The sequence below is a fragment of the Geoalkalibacter ferrihydriticus DSM 17813 genome, assembly GCF_000820505.1.
In the GTDB taxonomy this organism is placed as follows: domain Bacteria; phylum Desulfobacterota; class Desulfuromonadia; order Desulfuromonadales; family Geoalkalibacteraceae; genus Geoalkalibacter; species Geoalkalibacter ferrihydriticus.
Map to the genome: position 1 here is coordinate 103,663 of NZ_JWJD01000010.1, position 15,579 is coordinate 119,241.

The 15,579-nt window shown below is 56.1% G+C and carries 12 protein-coding genes, 1 tRNA gene and 1 pseudogene; 8 read left to right on the forward strand and 6 right to left on the reverse strand.

Annotated elements, in window-relative coordinates; all coding sequences use genetic code 11:
- Positions 1-177: 177 nt before the first annotated feature.
- Together GFER_RS16525 and gap are read right to left on the reverse strand one after the other, a co-directional pair.
- Positions 178-1,368 (reverse strand): phosphoglycerate kinase, encoded by a 1,191-nt coding sequence (locus GFER_RS16525; protein ID WP_040101128.1) that lies wholly within the window; start codon positions 1,366-1,368, stop codon positions 178-180.
- An 87-nt stretch (positions 1,369-1,455) separates the two neighbouring features.
- On the reverse strand, positions 1,456-2,457 hold the full coding sequence (gene gap, locus GFER_RS16530; RefSeq protein ID WP_040101129.1) for a type I glyceraldehyde-3-phosphate dehydrogenase: 1,002 nt from the start codon (positions 2,455-2,457) through the stop codon (positions 1,456-1,458).
- 291 nt (positions 2,458-2,748) lie between these two features.
- Here gap and GFER_RS16535 point away from each other — a divergent pair, with 291 nt between their 5' ends.
- The 6 genes from GFER_RS16535 (at position 2,749) to pyrE (ending at position 11,070) form a co-directional block, all read left to right on the forward strand.
- Positions 2,749-3,522 (forward strand): MBL fold metallo-hydrolase, encoded by a 774-nt coding sequence (locus GFER_RS16535; RefSeq protein ID WP_040101130.1) that lies wholly within the window; start codon positions 2,749-2,751, stop codon positions 3,520-3,522.
- Between the two features lie 139 nt (positions 3,523-3,661).
- A complete protein-coding gene (gene purB / locus GFER_RS16540) occupies positions 3,662-4,960 on the forward strand; it encodes an adenylosuccinate lyase (RefSeq protein ID WP_040101131.1) in 1,299 nt (432 codons plus the stop codon).
- 72 nt (positions 4,961-5,032) lie between these two features.
- Positions 5,033-8,023: a phosphoribosylformylglycinamidine synthase subunit PurS gene (locus GFER_RS16545; protein ID WP_040101132.1), complete on the forward strand. Its 2,991-nt coding sequence runs from the start codon at positions 5,033-5,035 to the stop codon at positions 8,021-8,023.
- Between the two features lie 3 nt (positions 8,024-8,026).
- Positions 8,027-8,857, forward strand: coding sequence for a phosphoribosylformylglycinamidine synthase subunit PurQ (locus GFER_RS16550; RefSeq protein WP_040101133.1), 831 nt, complete (start codon positions 8,027-8,029; stop codon positions 8,855-8,857).
- 107 nt (positions 8,858-8,964) lie between these two features.
- Positions 8,965-10,374 carry an amidophosphoribosyltransferase gene (gene purF, locus GFER_RS16555; protein ID WP_040101134.1) on the forward strand — a complete coding sequence of 470 codons (1,410 nt, stop codon included), beginning with the start codon at positions 8,965-8,967 and terminating at the stop codon, positions 10,372-10,374.
- A 138-nt stretch (positions 10,375-10,512) separates the two neighbouring features.
- Positions 10,513-11,070 (forward strand): orotate phosphoribosyltransferase, encoded by a 558-nt coding sequence (pyrE, locus tag GFER_RS16560; RefSeq protein WP_040101135.1) that lies wholly within the window; start codon positions 10,513-10,515, stop codon positions 11,068-11,070.
- A 64-nt stretch (positions 11,071-11,134) separates the two neighbouring features.
- Here pyrE and GFER_RS16565 read toward each other — a convergent pair whose 3' ends face one another.
- The 3 genes and pseudogenes from GFER_RS16565 to GFER_RS19830 all read right to left on the reverse strand — a co-directional run bounded on the left by GFER_RS16565 (position 11,135) and on the right by GFER_RS19830 (position 13,333).
- Entirely contained in the window at positions 11,135-11,344 is a 210-nt protein-coding gene (locus GFER_RS16565) for a hypothetical protein (protein ID WP_040101136.1), read from the reverse strand.
- 2 nt (positions 11,345-11,346) lie between these two features.
- A complete protein-coding gene (locus tag GFER_RS16570) occupies positions 11,347-11,619 on the reverse strand; it encodes a chorismate mutase (protein WP_040101163.1) in 273 nt (90 codons plus the stop codon).
- A gap of 17 nt (positions 11,620-11,636) precedes the next feature.
- Positions 11,637-13,333, reverse strand: a pseudogene (locus GFER_RS19830) (L-aspartate oxidase).
- A gap of 228 nt (positions 13,334-13,561) precedes the next feature.
- On the opposite strand from GFER_RS19830, the gene GFER_RS16580 reads away from it, so the two are divergent.
- Both GFER_RS16580 and GFER_RS16585 read left to right on the forward strand, forming a co-directional pair.
- Positions 13,562-14,119 carry a lytic transglycosylase domain-containing protein gene (locus GFER_RS16580; protein WP_052446529.1) on the forward strand — a complete coding sequence of 186 codons (558 nt, stop codon included), beginning with the start codon at positions 13,562-13,564 and terminating at the stop codon, positions 14,117-14,119.
- Positions 14,120-14,196: 77 nt separating this feature from the next.
- Positions 14,197-14,271, forward strand: a tRNA-Gly gene (locus GFER_RS16585).
- 38 nt (positions 14,272-14,309) lie between these two features.
- Here the strand turns inward: GFER_RS16585 and GFER_RS16590 are convergent.
- A partial coding sequence (locus GFER_RS16590) for a tyrosine-type recombinase/integrase (protein ID WP_235264117.1) occupies positions 14,310-15,579 on the reverse strand: 1,270 nt, incomplete at its 5' end.

Below are 15,579 nucleotides of genomic sequence, written 5' to 3' on the forward strand. Positions count from 1 at the left end.
GGTCCACGCGGACCACCTCCAAAATGGAATACAGAAAGTAACCGTGCAGCAGGCACCGCAGGCTGCAGCAAAAACTTGCCTGGGGCTCAAACATTTGCCGCAGCACTCAACCGCCGCAACCTGCGGCACTGTCGGGCATCGCAGCGGATTAGATACTACAGAAGTTCAGAGATTGCGTCATTTATTCGTTAAGGCCGCCACGCCGGGCAGGTCCTTGCCCTCCAGCAACTCCAGCGAGGCGCCTCCGCCTGTGGAGATATGGCTCATTTTATCTTCAAGACCTGCTTTTTTGACGGCCGAAACCGAGTCGCCGCCGCCGATGATCGTGGTGGCTTTGGCTTCAGCCAGGGTGCGGGCCACGGCAAAAGTGCCTTTGGCAAAGGCGTCGAACTCGAAGACTCCCATGGGACCGTTCCAGACGACGGTCGCGGCTTCGCGCAAGGCTTTCTCGTACCCGGAGATGGTCAGCGGGCCGATGTCGAGAGCCATCCAGTCCGGCTCAAAGTCGGTGTTATCGCAGATTTTATGATCGGCGTCGGCTTTGAATTCACGGGCAATGACGTGATCCTGCGGCAGAAGCAGGTTGACGCCCTTTTGCTTGGCTTGTTCCACGAGACGACCGGCGAGTTCAATGCGGTCTTCTTCGACAAGAGATTTGCCGACATCGACGCCCTGAGATCTGAGAAAAGTGTAGGCCATGCCGCCGCCGATGATCAGGGTATCGACCTTGTTGAGCAGGTTTTCGATGACCGAAATTTTGTCGCTGACCTTGGCTCCGCCGATAACGGCGACAAAAGGCCGTTTGGGGTCGGCCAGGGCTCCGCTCAGGTACTCAAGTTCCTTGCCCATGAGGTACCCGGCGACGGCGGGTTGCAGCAGGCGTGCGACGCCTTCGGTGGAAGCGTGAGCGCGATGAGCTGTGCCAAACGCATCGTTGACGTAAATATCGGCCAGTTGCGCAAGTTCACGAGAAAATGCGGAGTCGTTTTTTTCTTCGCCAGGATGAAAGCGCATGTTTTCAAGGAGCAGCACGTCACCGTCGTTCATTTCATTCGTGAGGGCGATGACTGTGGGGCCGACGCAGTCCTTGGCCATGGCGACCGGGCGACCAAGGAGTTTGGCAAGATAGGGGGCGACAGGGGCCAGGCTGTATTTGTCTTCTGGCTTGCCCTTGGGGCGGCCGAGGTGAGAGGCGAGAATCAGCCGGCCGCCATGATCGACAATATAGCGCAGCGTCGGCAGGGCCGCCGTGATGCGCGTATCGTCCTCGATCTCCTGGCGGTCGTTGAGGGGCACATTGAAATCGACACGGCAGAACACCCGTTTGCCGCTGAAATCAACATCTTCAAGAGTCATTTTGCGTGACATGCCAAGCTACCTCCATAACATAACGAAAGAAGGGGAGGGTCCTGGTTTTCGACCCGCCCCTTCGACACGGGAGCAACGATAGAAAGATTATTTTGTCGCGATCAATTTGGTCAGATCGAGAACGCGACAAGAATAGCCCCACTCATTGTCATACCAGGACATGACCTTGACCAGGTTGCCGGCGATGACGTTGGTGGAAAGAGCATCGACGCTCGATGACGCAGAGCTACCATTGAAATCGCGCGATACCAGGGGTTCCTCGCAGTAAACCAGGATACCCTTGAGCGGTCCCTCGGCGGCTTTTTTGAGGGCGGCGTTGACTTCTTCGATACTCGTGTTCTTTTTGCTGGTAAAGACCAGATCGACAAGAGAAACGTTGGGCACCGGAACACGGATGGCCAAGCCGTCGAGCTTGCCCTTGAGCTGGGGGAGTACTTCGCTTACGGCCTTGGCCGCGCCGGTTGTGGTGGGGATCATGGACATGGCGGCGGCCCGGGCGCGCCGCAGATCCTTATGCGGCAGGTCGAGAATACGCTGGTCGTTGGTGTAGGCGTGAATGGTGGTCATCATGCCTTTTTCAATGCCGAAAGCCTCGTCCATGACTTTGGCCACCGGGGCCAGACAATTGGTGGTGCAAGAGGCATTGGAGATGATGTGATGTTTGGCCGGATCATAACTGTCTTCATTGATGCCCATGCACAGCGTCACATCGGGACCCTTGGCGGGGGCGGTGATAATGACCTTGGAGGCACCGGCGTCGATATGTTTATGGGCGCCCGCGTGGTCGGCAAAAATGCCGGTCGCTTCGATGACGATCTTGACGCCGAGTTCCTTCCAGGGCAGCTTGGCTGGATCTTTTTCCGCGTAGACGTTAAGGGTTTTTCCGTTGACCCGCAGGCCCTTTTCGGTTGCTTCGACCTGGGCGTCAAACGTGCCGTGGACGGAGTCGTACTTGAGCAGATGAGCCAGAGTTTCCGGATCAGTCAGGTCGTTGACCGCGACGATTTCGATTTCCCGGCTGCCCTGTGCTGCACGAAAGACATTGCGTCCGATGCGGCCAAATCCGTTGATTGCTACCTTGACTGCCATGTAAGCGACCTCCTTGAGAATGATGAAAAGTGCTGGCGACATGAGAAGTAAATGGGCTTGGCCGTGAAAATGCCGGCAACCTGCCCACAAAATTAACCATGAAAATCTACAACAGTTTGAGCAAAAGGCAAATCCCGAATTTGCAAAGACGGGCAAAAGTTGGCTGGAGTTGGCCGTGAGTGAGAGGATTTTATTCTTGCCGAATCGGTTAATTTCAGGTATATAGGGCACCGCTTCGTGTGCTGTGCAAGTGGGTTTGCACAGCACGTTGCATTTAAGGGGAGAAACTCTTTGCGGGTCTGTCTGATCGCCAGCGGCAGCAAGGGAAATGCCATCTATCTTGAAAGCCGGGACAGCCGGATTCTGATCGATGCCGGACTCTCCGCCCGGGAACTGACGCGTCGTCTGGCGCTGGTCGGAGTGGACAGTGCTTCCCTGAATGCGATTTTTGTCTCTCATGAACACGGCGACCACGTGCGGGGCGTCGGACCTTTATCTCGTCGCTACGGCGTGCCGGTTCATGTCAATCCCGAAACACATGAGGCCATCTCCGCCCTTGGCGCCATCCCCATCCTCGAAGAATTTGATGCAGGTACCGCCTTTTGCTGCCGCGACCTGCGGGTTGAAACTTTTCCCCTGACCCATGACGCCGTCCAGCCCGTCGGCTTTGTGGTCGAAACCAGGGACGGGAAAGTGGGTATCGCGACAGATCTGGGAATCGGCACCCGCTTGGTGCGTGAGCGTTTACGCGGTTGCCGGGTTTTGATTCTTGAAGCGAATCATGATGAAGCTTTACTGCGCGACGGTCCCTATCCCTGGCACCTGAAACAGAGGATCCGCGGGAATCATGGCCATCTTTCCAATAGCGCCTGTGGTGAACTGCTCAAGGATCTGTTGTGGGAGGGCCTGGAGATGGTTTTTCTTGCTCATTTGAGCGAGACCAACAATCGGGCCGAATTGGCCGTGCATGAGATCCGGCAGGTACTTGATGGTCAAAATCTCTGCGGGCCACAACTCATCGTTGGTCGCCAGGATGCAGCAAGCGTTTGCTTGGATTTTAGCTGATTTTACAGCACGCAGACTTTCAGGATGAACGCAGATTATCTTAGATCCTAATCCGCCCTGATCCTGCCTTTTTTCGCCATTATCTGCGTACTTTTTTCTGTTCTGGATCTTAGTTTGCCGAATAAGGAGCAATTTGCCGATGATTCCACGTTATACCCGTCCGGAAATGGCCCGTATCTGGGAGCCGGAAAACCGCTTTCGCATCTGGTTGGAAATCGAAACCCTGGCCTGCGAGGCCCAGGCCGAGCTGGGGGTCATTCCCCGTGATGCGGTCAAGGTGATTCGTGAAAAGGGTGACTTTGATATCGACCGCATCGACGAGATCGAAATGGAAGTCAAGCACGACGTCATTGCCTTTCTCACCTCCGTAGCCGAATATGTCGGCCCCGAAGCGCGCTTCATCCATCAGGGCATGACCAGTTCTGATGTGCTGGATACCTGTTTGTCGGTGCAACTGGTACAAGCTGCGGATGAACTCCTCGCCGATCTCGACATGGTGCTCGACTCCATTCGCGTGCGCGCTTATGAACACAAAGACACGGTGTGCATGGGCCGCTCCCACGGCATTCACGCCGAGCCGGTCACTTTTGGCCTCAAGCTGGCCACTTGGTATGCCGAGATGCAACGCAACCGCACGCGTCTTGAAGCGGCCCGCGAAAACATCGCCACCGGTGCCATTTCCGGAGCGGTAGGCACTTTTGCCAATATCGATCCAAAGGTGGAGGAATATGTGTGCCGCCAGATGGGACTCAAGCCTGAACCCGTCTCTACGCAGGTCATTCCGCGCGACCGTCACGCCGAATATTTCTGCACCCTGGCGGTAGTCGCATCGTCTCTTGAACGTATTTCCGTCGAGGTTCGCCACTTGCAGCGCACCGAGGTGCTTGAAGCCGAAGAGTTCTTCAGCAAGGGTCAGAAGGGTTCTTCGGCCATGCCGCACAAGCGCAACCCCATCCTCAGCGAAAACCTCACCGGCCTGGCCCGCCTGGTGCGTGGTTATTGCATGCCGGCTTTGGAAAACGTCGCCTTGTGGCATGAACGCGACATTTCCCATTCTTCCGTTGAGCGCAATATCGCACCCGATGCCACGGTAACCTTGGATTTTGCCCTGCGTCGCCTTAACGGGCTGATTAAAAATCTGGTGGTCTATCCGCAGAACATGCTGAAAAACCTTCATCAGATGAAGGGGCTGGTGTTTTCGCAGAAAATCCTTCTCGACCTCACCCAGGCCGGTGTGTCGCGTGAGGATGCTTACCGCCTGGTGCAGCACAACGCCATGAAGGTGTGGGAGCAGGGCAAGGATTTTCAAGAGGAGTTGCTTGCCGATCCGGAAGTGGTCAGTGCGCTCGGCGAAGAAAAAATCCGGGAATCCTTCGACCTCAGCTATCATCTCAAGCACGTCGACACCATTTTCAAGCGGGTGTTCGGCGATTCGTAAGGGCGCATCGCATGCGTTCTGGGTGGAGGCAATCCGCCCCTGCAAACCAAACAGAGTGAAACAGGAGATTCCATGCCCTGGAGAATCATCGTCGGGTTGAAAGACGGCGTACGAGACGCGCGTGGCGAGCGGGTGCGGCGCGAAATCAGCCATCATTTGCAGATTGAGCTGGAAAGCGTGCGTACCATCGATGTTTACACCGTCGATGCGCAATTGAGCGATGCCGAAGTGGAGGCCGCCGCGCAAGGCCCCTTTTGCGACGCGGTTATTCAGGATGTTGCCGTCAATCGGCCCCTGGCCCACGACTTTGACATGCTCATCGAGGTGGGATTTCGCCCTGGCGTGACCGACAATGTGGGCCGTACCGCCCGCGAAGCGATTCAGTACCTCACTGGACGCAAATTCGCCGCGGGGGAGGGGGTTTATACCTCCGTGCAATATCTTCTCAAGGGGCGCATCGATAAGGCGGCGGCTGAGCACATCGCCCATGATTTTCTTGGCAATGCCCTGATTCAACGTTGGACCATTTTGTCGCGTGCTGAATTCGATCCCCAACGCGGTGTCCCGATCACGGTGCCCAAAGTGATCAGCACCGCGCCCCCCGAGATTCGCGAAATCGACCTCAATGTCAGTGACGACGAGCTGCTCAAAATCAGCAAAGAAGGCATGCTGGCGCTGAACCTCGAAGAAATGAAAGCCATCCAGGCTTATGTCGCCGATCCGGCGGTGGTCGCCCAACGTGCGCAAGCGGGGCTTGGCGACAAGCTCACCGATGCCGAACTCGAAGCGCTTGCGCAGACCTGGAGCGAGCACTGCAAGCATAAGATTTTTGCCGCACGCATGGAATACGAGGACGGTGAGGGCGGGCGCGAAACCATTGATTCATTGTTTCGCAACTTCATCGCCGAAACCACCCGCCGGGTTCGGGAAAATCTCGGTGATGACGACTTCTGCCTGTCGGTGTTCAAGGACAACGCCGGGGTCATTCGTTTCAACGAGAACTGGAGCATTGCCTTCAAGGTCGAAACCCACAACTCGCCCAGCGCCCTGGACCCTTACGGCGGCGCGCTGACCGGTATCGTCGGCGTCAACCGCGATGCCTTCGGCACCGGCATGGGGGCGCGCCTGCTGTTCAATACCGACGTGTTCTGCTTTGCCTCACCTTTTTACGACAAACCCCTGCCGCCGCGCCTACTGCACCCGCGACGCATTTTCGAAGGGGTGGTCGAAGGGGTTGAGCACGGTGGCAACAAAAGCGGCGTCCCCACCGTCAACGGCTCCATCGTGTTTGACGAGCGCTTTGCCGGAAAGCCCTTGGTTTACTGCGGCACCGGTTCGATCATGCCGGCAACCTTGCACGGCAAACCCTGCCATGAAAAGAAAGCCGAAGTCGGTGATCGCATCGTCATGGTCGGCGGTCGCATCGGCAAGGATGGCATCCACGGCGCGACATTCTCTTCGGAGGAATTGCATGAGGGCTCGCCGGCCACCGCGGTGCAGATCGGCGATCCCATCACTCAGCGCCGCATGTTCGATTTTCTGCTGGTGGCACGCGACCGCGGTCTCTATAGCTCCATCACCGATAACGGGGCGGGCGGTCTGTCGTCTTCCGTCGGTGAGATGTCCGAGGATACCGGCGGATTCGAATTGCACCTGGATCGCGCCCCCCTGAAATACGCCGGGCTCCAACCCTGGGAAATTCTCATTTCCGAAGCCCAGGAGCGGATGACCCTGGCTGTGCCGCCGGAGAAGATCGATGAGTTCCTCCGACTGGCCGCTGAAATGGATGTCGAGGCCAGCGATCTTGGCGAATTCACCTCCTCGGGATTTTTTCACTGTCTCTATCAGGGGCGCACCGTCACTTATCTAACCATGGAATTTGTACATCAAGGCGTGCCCCAATTGGTGCTTCCCGCGCAATGGCTTTCCCCCGACGCGCGTGGGCTCAAGGAGCCGGATACGGCGCAGCCGCCTGATTTGGGTGAAACACTCAAGGCGATGCTCGGACGGCTCAACATCTGTTCCAAGGAAAGCGTGGTTCGCCGCTACGACCACGAGGTGCAGGCGGGCACCGTGGTCAAGCCTCTCACCGGCGCAGTCGATGACGGACCTTCGGATGCCGCTGTGATCCGGCCGTTGACCGAGAGCTTCGAGGGCATCGTCGTCTCTCACGGGATCTGCCCGCGCTACAGTGATATCGACACTTATCATATGATGGCCTGTGCCATTGACGAGGCCCTGCGCAACTATGTGGCCGTTGGCGGCGACATCGGCCATGTCGCAGGCCTGGATAACTTCTGCTGGTGCGATCCGGTGGAGAGCGAGAAAACCCCCGACGGGGCTTATAAGGCGGCGCAACTGGTGCGGGCCAACAAGGCATTGCGTGACTATTGCGTGGCTTTTGGCGTGCCGCTGATTTCCGGTAAAGACTCCATGAAAAACGACTATATGATCGGTGACCGGAAGATCTCGATTCCGCCGACCGTGCTGTTCTCGGTCATGGGGCGCATGGACGATGTGCGCCGTGCGGTGACCATGGATGTCAAACGCCCCGGCGATCTGGTTTGCCTGCTTGGTGTAACGCGCAACGAACTGGGAGGCTCCGAATACTACGCCATGCACGGGCAGGTTGGCCGCAACGTGCCGACGGTTGATGCCGCTTATGCTCTCAGGTTGTTCCAGGCCATCAACCGCGCGCAGCAACAAGGCGTGCTTGCCTCCTGCCATGATCTCTCCGATGGCGGCTTTGGTGTGGCCCTGGCGGAAACCGCCTTTGCCGGCGGGTTTGGTGTTCATGCAGATTTGCGTCAGGTCAAAACCACGGCGGCCATGCGCGCCGATCAGGTTCTGTTCAGTGAAACACCAAGTCGCTTCCTGGTGACGATGTCGCCGGACAATCGAGCCTTATTTGAAGAAATCTTCGCGGGTCTGGATGTGTCGCTTCTCGGCACCGTGTTGGCCGAACGCGAACTGCGTCTGACCGGACTGCAAGGGGAAAACCTGATGCGCTGCGATCTTGACGAACTCAAGGCGGCTTGGCAGGCGCCTCTGAAGGAGATGTAAATCATGGCAAAAACTGTTCGAGCAGTGGTTATCTCCGGTAACGGCACCAACTGCGAGCGTGAGGTGGCCGCAGCCTGTCGGTTGGCCGGGTGCGATGTTGCCGATATCGTGCATATTGCCGAATTTCTCGCCGGACGGGCGCGACTCGACGATTACCACTTTCTCAATCTGGCCGGCGGATTTCTTGACGGTGACGATCTCGGCAGCGCCAAGGCCGGCGCAAACCGTCTGCTGCATGCCCGCATTCAGGGCAGCGAAGAGCACCTGAGTGATCAACTGCGGCGCTTCATTGCCGACGGCAAGCTGATCATGGGGGTCTGTAACGGATTTCAGCTCATGGTTAAGATGGGTCTGCTGCCCGCCGTCGGCGGCGATCACCAGTCTCAGAGCGCAACGCTTACTTTTAATGACGGCGGCCGCTTTGAGGATCGCTGGACGCACCTCAAGGTCGATTCTGCTTCCCCCTGTGTTTTTACCCGCGGTATGGACGGCGTTTATCTGCCCGTGCGCCACGGCGAAGGCAAATTCGTTCCGGCCTCCGATGAGGTCCTCGCGGCCATGGAAAAGCGCCACCTGTGCGTACTTAAATATTCGGACCCGTCCTTCCAGACAACCGCCCTTGATTACCCGGCCAATCCCAACGGCTCTGTCGCGGGTATTGCCGGTGTTTGCGACGAAAGCGGGCGCCTGTTCGGCCTGATGCCTCACCCCGAAGCCTATGTGCACCGCACTCACCATCCTCGTTGGACCCGGGACTCCGGCTTGTCCGAGGAAGGAATGGGATTGTGGTTTTATCAGAATGCGGTGCGCTTTCTTCGCGAGACTGTTTTATGACCTCTGCGGGTATCTTTTCCCAGGGTGTTTGTGTTAAAGTTGATCTCACTTGACAAAAACAGTCAAGTTCCCATAAAACCTACATAAAAGCAAAGGCTTGGCGAATTATGTTTGACAAGTTGCATGAAGAATGCGGTGTCTTCGGCATCTTCGGCCATCCGGAAGCATCCAACCTCAGTTATCTTGGACTCTATGCCTTGCAACACCGCGGCCAGGAAGGTTGCGGAATTGTCTCCTCGGACGGTACGCGGTTGCATGCCCATCGTGGCATGGGCCTGGTTGCCGATGTTTTCAGGGATGAGGAGATCTTCAACCGATTGTCCGGACCCTCTGCCATCGGCCATGTGCGCTATTCCACCGCCGGCGGCAAAGATGTCAAAAACGTGCAGCCGATTATGGTGGATTACCTGCGCGGCAGCATCGCCGTTGCGCACAACGGCAACCTGGTCAATGCTCAGGAAATCCGCAACGAACTGGAGCTTGCCGGTTCGATTTTTTCCACGACCTCGGACACCGAGGTTATTGTTCACCTTCTGGCCAAGGCGCAGTCCGACTCCCTGCCTGACCGCGTGAGCGAAGTGCTGCAGGTGGTACGCGGAGCCTATAGCCTGGTTTTTCTCACCGAGACGCGCCTGGTGGCAGTGCGCGATCCCAACGGCTTTAGGCCTCTGGTGCTGGGACGACTTGACGGCGCCTACGTGGTCGCTTCCGAATCCTGTGCCTTTGATCTTATCGAGGCTGAATTCATCCGCGAGATCGAGCCTGGGGAGATGATCGTCGTCGATAAAGAAGGCATGAAGAGCTATCACATCTTCGGCAAAGTCAATCCCACACCGTGCATATTTGAGCACATCTATTTTGCCCGCCCAGACAGTATTGTGTTCGGTCGCCAGGTTTACGGTGTACGCAAGGAGTTTGGCCGTATGCTGGCGCGGGAATATGCCGTGGACGCTGATGTGGTCATCCCGATTCCCGACTCGGGCGTGCCTTCTGCAATTGGGTATGCCGAGGAGTCCGGCATTCCTTTTCAGCTGGGCCTGATTCGCAATCACTACGTGGGGCGAACTTTTATCGAACCTCAGCAGTCGATCCGGCATTTCGGCGTTAAAATCAAGCTCAATCCGGTGCGTGAAGTCATCGAAGGCAAACGGGTGGTGGTCATTGACGACTCTATCGTACGCGGTACCACCGCGCGCAAGATCATCAAGATGATTCGCGCTGCCGGAGCCAAAGAAATTCACATGCGTATCTCCAGCCCCCCGACCAGCTTCCCCTGTTATTACGGTATAGATACGCCGACGCGCAAAGAGTTGATTTCCTCATCCCACACCGTTGAAGAAATCAATCGCTACATCACCTCAGATACCCTGGGTTATCTGTCCCGTGAGGGCATGCGCGCCGCTGTGGGCCAGCCTGGAGGCACCAAGGGCGGGCATTTCTGCGATGCTTGTTTCAGCGGCTTCTACCCGGTGAAATTTCCGCGTTTGAAGGCTGACAGTCAGTTGGGATTGTTTTAGAGAGACTTTTCACCGCCGAGAGCACTGAGAACGCTGAGGAAGATCAGGAGGGGATCCTGGCAGGGCAAGCTTTTCCTGGATTCTCTCTGCGAGCTTTGCGTCCTCAGCGGTGAAAGAATTATTTTCAGGAGGATTCTCATGACGCAGGAAGAGCGCAACGAGTTGGTGCAGATCATTCGCGAGTTGTCTTATGAAGAACGCGAAGTCACCCTGGCTTCGGGCCGCAAGAGCAATTTCTATTTCGACGGCAAGCAGACCACCTTGCATGCGCGGGGCGGGCTCCTGGTAGGCAAAGCCTTCTGGCAGGAAGTCAAGCAGTTCGAGGGGCCGATTCACGGCGTCGGCGGCCTGACTCTCGGTGCCGACCCCATCGCAACCGCAACCTCCATCGCTGCCTTGCTGGATGGCCAAAGCGTGCATGCATTCATTATCCGTAAAGAGCCCAAAGGCCACGGCACCGGCCAGTGGCTCGAAGGACGCAAAAATCTCCCCCCCGGTTCGCGCGTGGTTATCGTTGAAGACGTCACCACCACCGGCGGGTCATCCATGAAAGCAGTGGAACGCGCGCAGGAAGAAGGTCTCGAGGTGGTGGGTATCGTCACCCTGGTCGACCGCGAAGAGGGCGCCCGGGAGAATATCGAAGGGCAGGGCCAGAAGTTGCGCGCCGTGCTGACCCGCACCCAGGTTGTGGGGTAGTTTTTGACAAAGGACAGAGGATCAGGGACCAATGACAAGGGCTGCCCCCAACGGGACAGCCCTTTTATTCTTCCTCCGGAATTTTGAAAACTTCCAAAACCCCCGGCAGTCCCCTGAGCTCGTCCCGGTCGATGGTCTGAGTTTCGCCGATGACGCCGATGATCGTGCGGTTGGCCCCCGTAGACTGGTGAAAATCGAAATCCCGTTCGACCAGATACTGTTTAACGCCGCGCATGTCCGCTTCAGTGGCGGTTTGTTTCATCACGACCAGCATGGTTAAATCCCTTTCGTCTTAATACGTTCGAGTCGGCGCGATTCATCGATGACGCGCTCGAACAGTCGCACGATGGCGCCATCGTCCAGGGGGCCGGGGTTGTCCGCTTTCATTCGCTCAAAAATCTTTTTTTCGCGCTCCGGATCATAGACTGCCAATCCGAGCTTTTTTTTATGGTGGCCGATGTCAAGGGCAAGTTGCGCCCTCTGATTGAAGATTTTCAACAGTTCGTTGTCGAGGGCGTCGATCTGTTTGCGGATATCGCTGATGTCCATGGCCTGCTCCCGATTTTTCAATACATTTTTCTGATCACCGTATCCTTTTTGGAATGGATATCGTCTCGGTCTGGATAGTCGATGGTGAAGTGTAGGCCGCGGCTCTCTTTACGCTCAAGAGCACAGCGAACGATGAGTTCGGCTACCGTGGCGATATTGCGCAATTCGATCAGATCCGACGTGATGTAGAAATCCCAGTAATAATCGGCAATCTCTTCCTGAATCATCTGAATGCGGCGGTGCGCGCGTACCAGACGCTTTGTGGAGCGTACGATGCCGACGTAATTCCACATGGCCAATCGAATTTCGTCCCAGTTGTGGGCAACCACAACCTCTTCATCGCTGTTGCGAGCGCTGCCGCTGTCCCATGGAGGTACAACGGGAAAAGGCTGGATCGGTTCCGCGACACGCTTGCAGCAAACTTGAGCGGCCCGATCGGCGAAAACCACCCCCTCGAGCAGGCTGTTGCTGGCCAGACGATTGGCACCATGCAGGCCGGTACAGGCCACCTCGCCTATGGCGAAGAGGTTGGGAATGCAGGTTTCACCCCACACGTCGGTCTGCACTCCACCACACAGATAATGGGCGGCCGGCACCACGGGAATCGGTTCGCTGGTCATATCGATGCCGAAGGAGAGACAGGTTTCGGAAATATTGGGAAAATGGTTGCGAATGAAATCGCTTTCCTTGTGCGTGATGTCGAGAAACACGCAATCGTCGCCGTGCACCTTCATTTCGTTGTCGATGGCGCGCGCTACGATGTCGCGAGGGGCCAGATCCTTGAGCGGGTGATAGTTCTCCATGAACGCAGTGCCGTCTTTGCGCCGCAGAATCGCCCCTTCGCCGCGCACCGCTTCAGANCGCGAGGGGCCAGATCCTTGAGCGGGTGATAGTTCTCCATGAACGCAGTGCCGTCTTTGCGCCGCAGAATCGCCCCTTCGCCGCGCACCGCTTCAGAAATAAGAAAAGATTTGGCGTGCGGATGATAAAGGGTTGTGGGATGAAACTGCATGAACTCCATGTTGGCCACATGGGCACCAGCGCGATAGGCCATGGCCAGGCCATCGCCGGTGGCCACGTCGGGGTTGCAGGTATAGCGGTAAACCTTGCCGCAACCGCCCGTGGCGAGGACCGTGAAGCGAGCACCGAAAGTTAAAACCTTACCATTGACAATGTCGAGGACATAGGCGCCCAGGCAGCGATTGGGCTTGATGCGCCGGTGCAGGGCTTTGGCTTCAGTGATAAGATCCACGGCGATGTGGTTTTCGAAAATCACGATGTTCGGGTGACTGCGCACCGCTTCAATGAGGGCGCGCTCGATTTCACGACCGGTGACGTCCTGCGCATGAAAGATGCGCCGCTCACTATGTCCACCCTCGCGGTGGAGATCATAGCTCTGGTCTTTTTTGCGGGTAAATTCCACGCCCCAGGAGATGAGGTCTTCAATGGCCTGAGGGCCGCTTTCAATGACCATGCGCACCACTTCAGGGTTTGAAAGGTGAACGCCCGCGACCATGGTGTCTTCGACATGCTTGGCAAAGCTGTCCTCGGGAGTAAAAACGGAAGCGATGCCGCCCTGCGCCATGTTGGTGGCTGAATCGGCCAGTTCGCGTTTCGTAACCAAGGCGACGCGACCCTGCTCGGCGACCTTGAGAGCAAATGATAAACCGGCAATGCCGCTGCCGATTATCAGAAAATCCGAAGTGAATTTCACCGGGCGAAACTCCCTTCCCGAAAAAAGGTTGAGATTGACTTATGAGGCGGTGCGAATCCTGCACAAGAAGGACATATATGATGTCCAATGCCACTCCGGTGGCAAAAAACCGGCAGGACGGCTCATTATGAGAAGGGCCTAGATACCTTGTCAAGCCTTTTGATTTCACTGAACAGATTGAAATTTTTTGCCTTTTTCACTAAGGTAGCGAGTGCGGAGACGGCATTTATGGCAAATTATTTGCGCAGGACACTCTTTTTTTTGGTTTTTATCGGGTGCCTGGCTGCTCCAGGGCAGACGCATGCCGACATTTACCGTTACGTCGACGCCGATGGTGTTGTGCATTTCACCAATCGACCCACTTCCGGTAATTTTCATTTTTTTCGGAAGGAAACGCTCGAGCCAACGACCATTGAGGATTACGTGCGACGCTACGCTGATCTTTTCAACCTCGAAGAAGCGCTGGTGCGGGCCGTCATCAAAGCCGAAAGCAATTTCAATCCCCATGTCATTTCACATAAGGGCGCGATCGGCCTGATGCAGCTCATGCCGGCTACGGCGGCCTACCTCAATGTCGAGGATCCGCGCGATCCCGAACAGAACATTCGCGGCGGTACCCGCTACCTGCGTATGATGCTTGATCAGTTCAACGGGGATCTCGAACTGGCCTTGGCCGCCTACAATGCCGGCCCCAACACGGTCCTGCGCTTCGGCGGAGTACCCCCTTATCCGGAAACGCGCACCTATGTGGCCCGGGTTAAACAGTACCTCAGCCAATATCGGTAACCGAGTGAAATTTTTTATTGACTTGCCTGGTTTCGTTTGATATTTATTACCGCGCTTGACGGGAAACACCACATCAAGCGGGAATAACTCAGTGGTAGAGTGCAACCTTGCCAAGGTTGAAGTCGCGGGTTCGAATCCCGTTTCCCGCTCCAAGGTATCTAGGCGGAATCCTTAAGGGTTCCGCTTTTTTTTATGTGTCACTCTCACCAAGACTTTCACCAACCAAAGGCGGGTGAGCCGAATGGCCAGCCTCCTCTTGCAAGACGCCAAACCAATAGCGCACCTCGTTGCTTACCGATGCCAAGCTGTTCATTGCGCTGTGGTCTGCCTGTAGAAAATCTTCACCAAAATAAGCAAGAATTTTCGGTACGTCTTGATTGATCCCCTCAATGTAGCTGCCATAGACTTCGTATACCATCTTCTTCGACCCGTGGCCCATCAGTGACACCAGTCGATTGGGGTCGATGCGCAGGGCCAACGCCCAAGCGGCAAAGCTATGCCTGAGACAATAGGGGACCTTGCCGGTGACGCCGCTTTTCTTTGCAGCCTTTGTCCAAGGACGACCGGAAAGGGCGGACGCGCGAAAGACACCACCCTTTTTCCCCTTAACGAAATGTTCACTGCTGTCACGCGCTAAAAGATCGTCGAGGCGTTTTTGAATTGCCTGGGTGATGGGAATCTTGCGTTCACGAAAGGAGGTTTTGCAGCCCTTTTTGCGGCCCCGAACAATGGTGGTTTTTACGCGGATGTGGCCATCGACGATGTCGGATCGACGCAGGCCCGCAAGCTCCGAAGCGATCAAGCCTGTAAGAGCCATCAGTTCCGCAATTGGTTGAAACCAAGGGTCCAGATGCTCAAAAAAGCGCATCCATTCGTCATATCGAAACCCTTGGCGGCGCTGGCCTTTCGTATTCGGCAGGTACTTTCGTGGGTTGGCGAAAGGATTTGACAAAATCCAGCGGTATTCATCGACGGCCGCCTCCCAGATGGCTCGAAAGGGCAGGATGATGTTTTTAATGCGCTGACGCGAAAGTTGTTTGCCTTTCTTAGAGCCCCGTTGGTGCTTAAGGCCTCCCACAAAGATTTGCAACTCAGACAGTGAAATCTGATAGAAGGTCATTTCCTCAAAATGGGCGAGAATCGGCTTGAGATCCTTGCGGTAGTCGTCCTTTTTGGTTCCCTCGGGCCAACTCGCCCAAATCCTCTGCATCCAGCGACGTGCATAATCACCGAACAGGACCTGTCGGGGACCCGGCTGATAATCCCAGCCTTCAAGTTTGGCAAAGTGAGCCTTTTCCTCTGTGGAAGCGTTCGGAAATGCCTTGGAAAAAACAAAGGTTCCTTCGGTGATCTTGTCCATCTCGAAATGACAACCGAAAATTGACCACCTGTGATCACCGAAATTTGACCACCCCCGTTGGTTGAAAATTACTTCTTTTTCTCGGGTTGTGGGTGGTTGT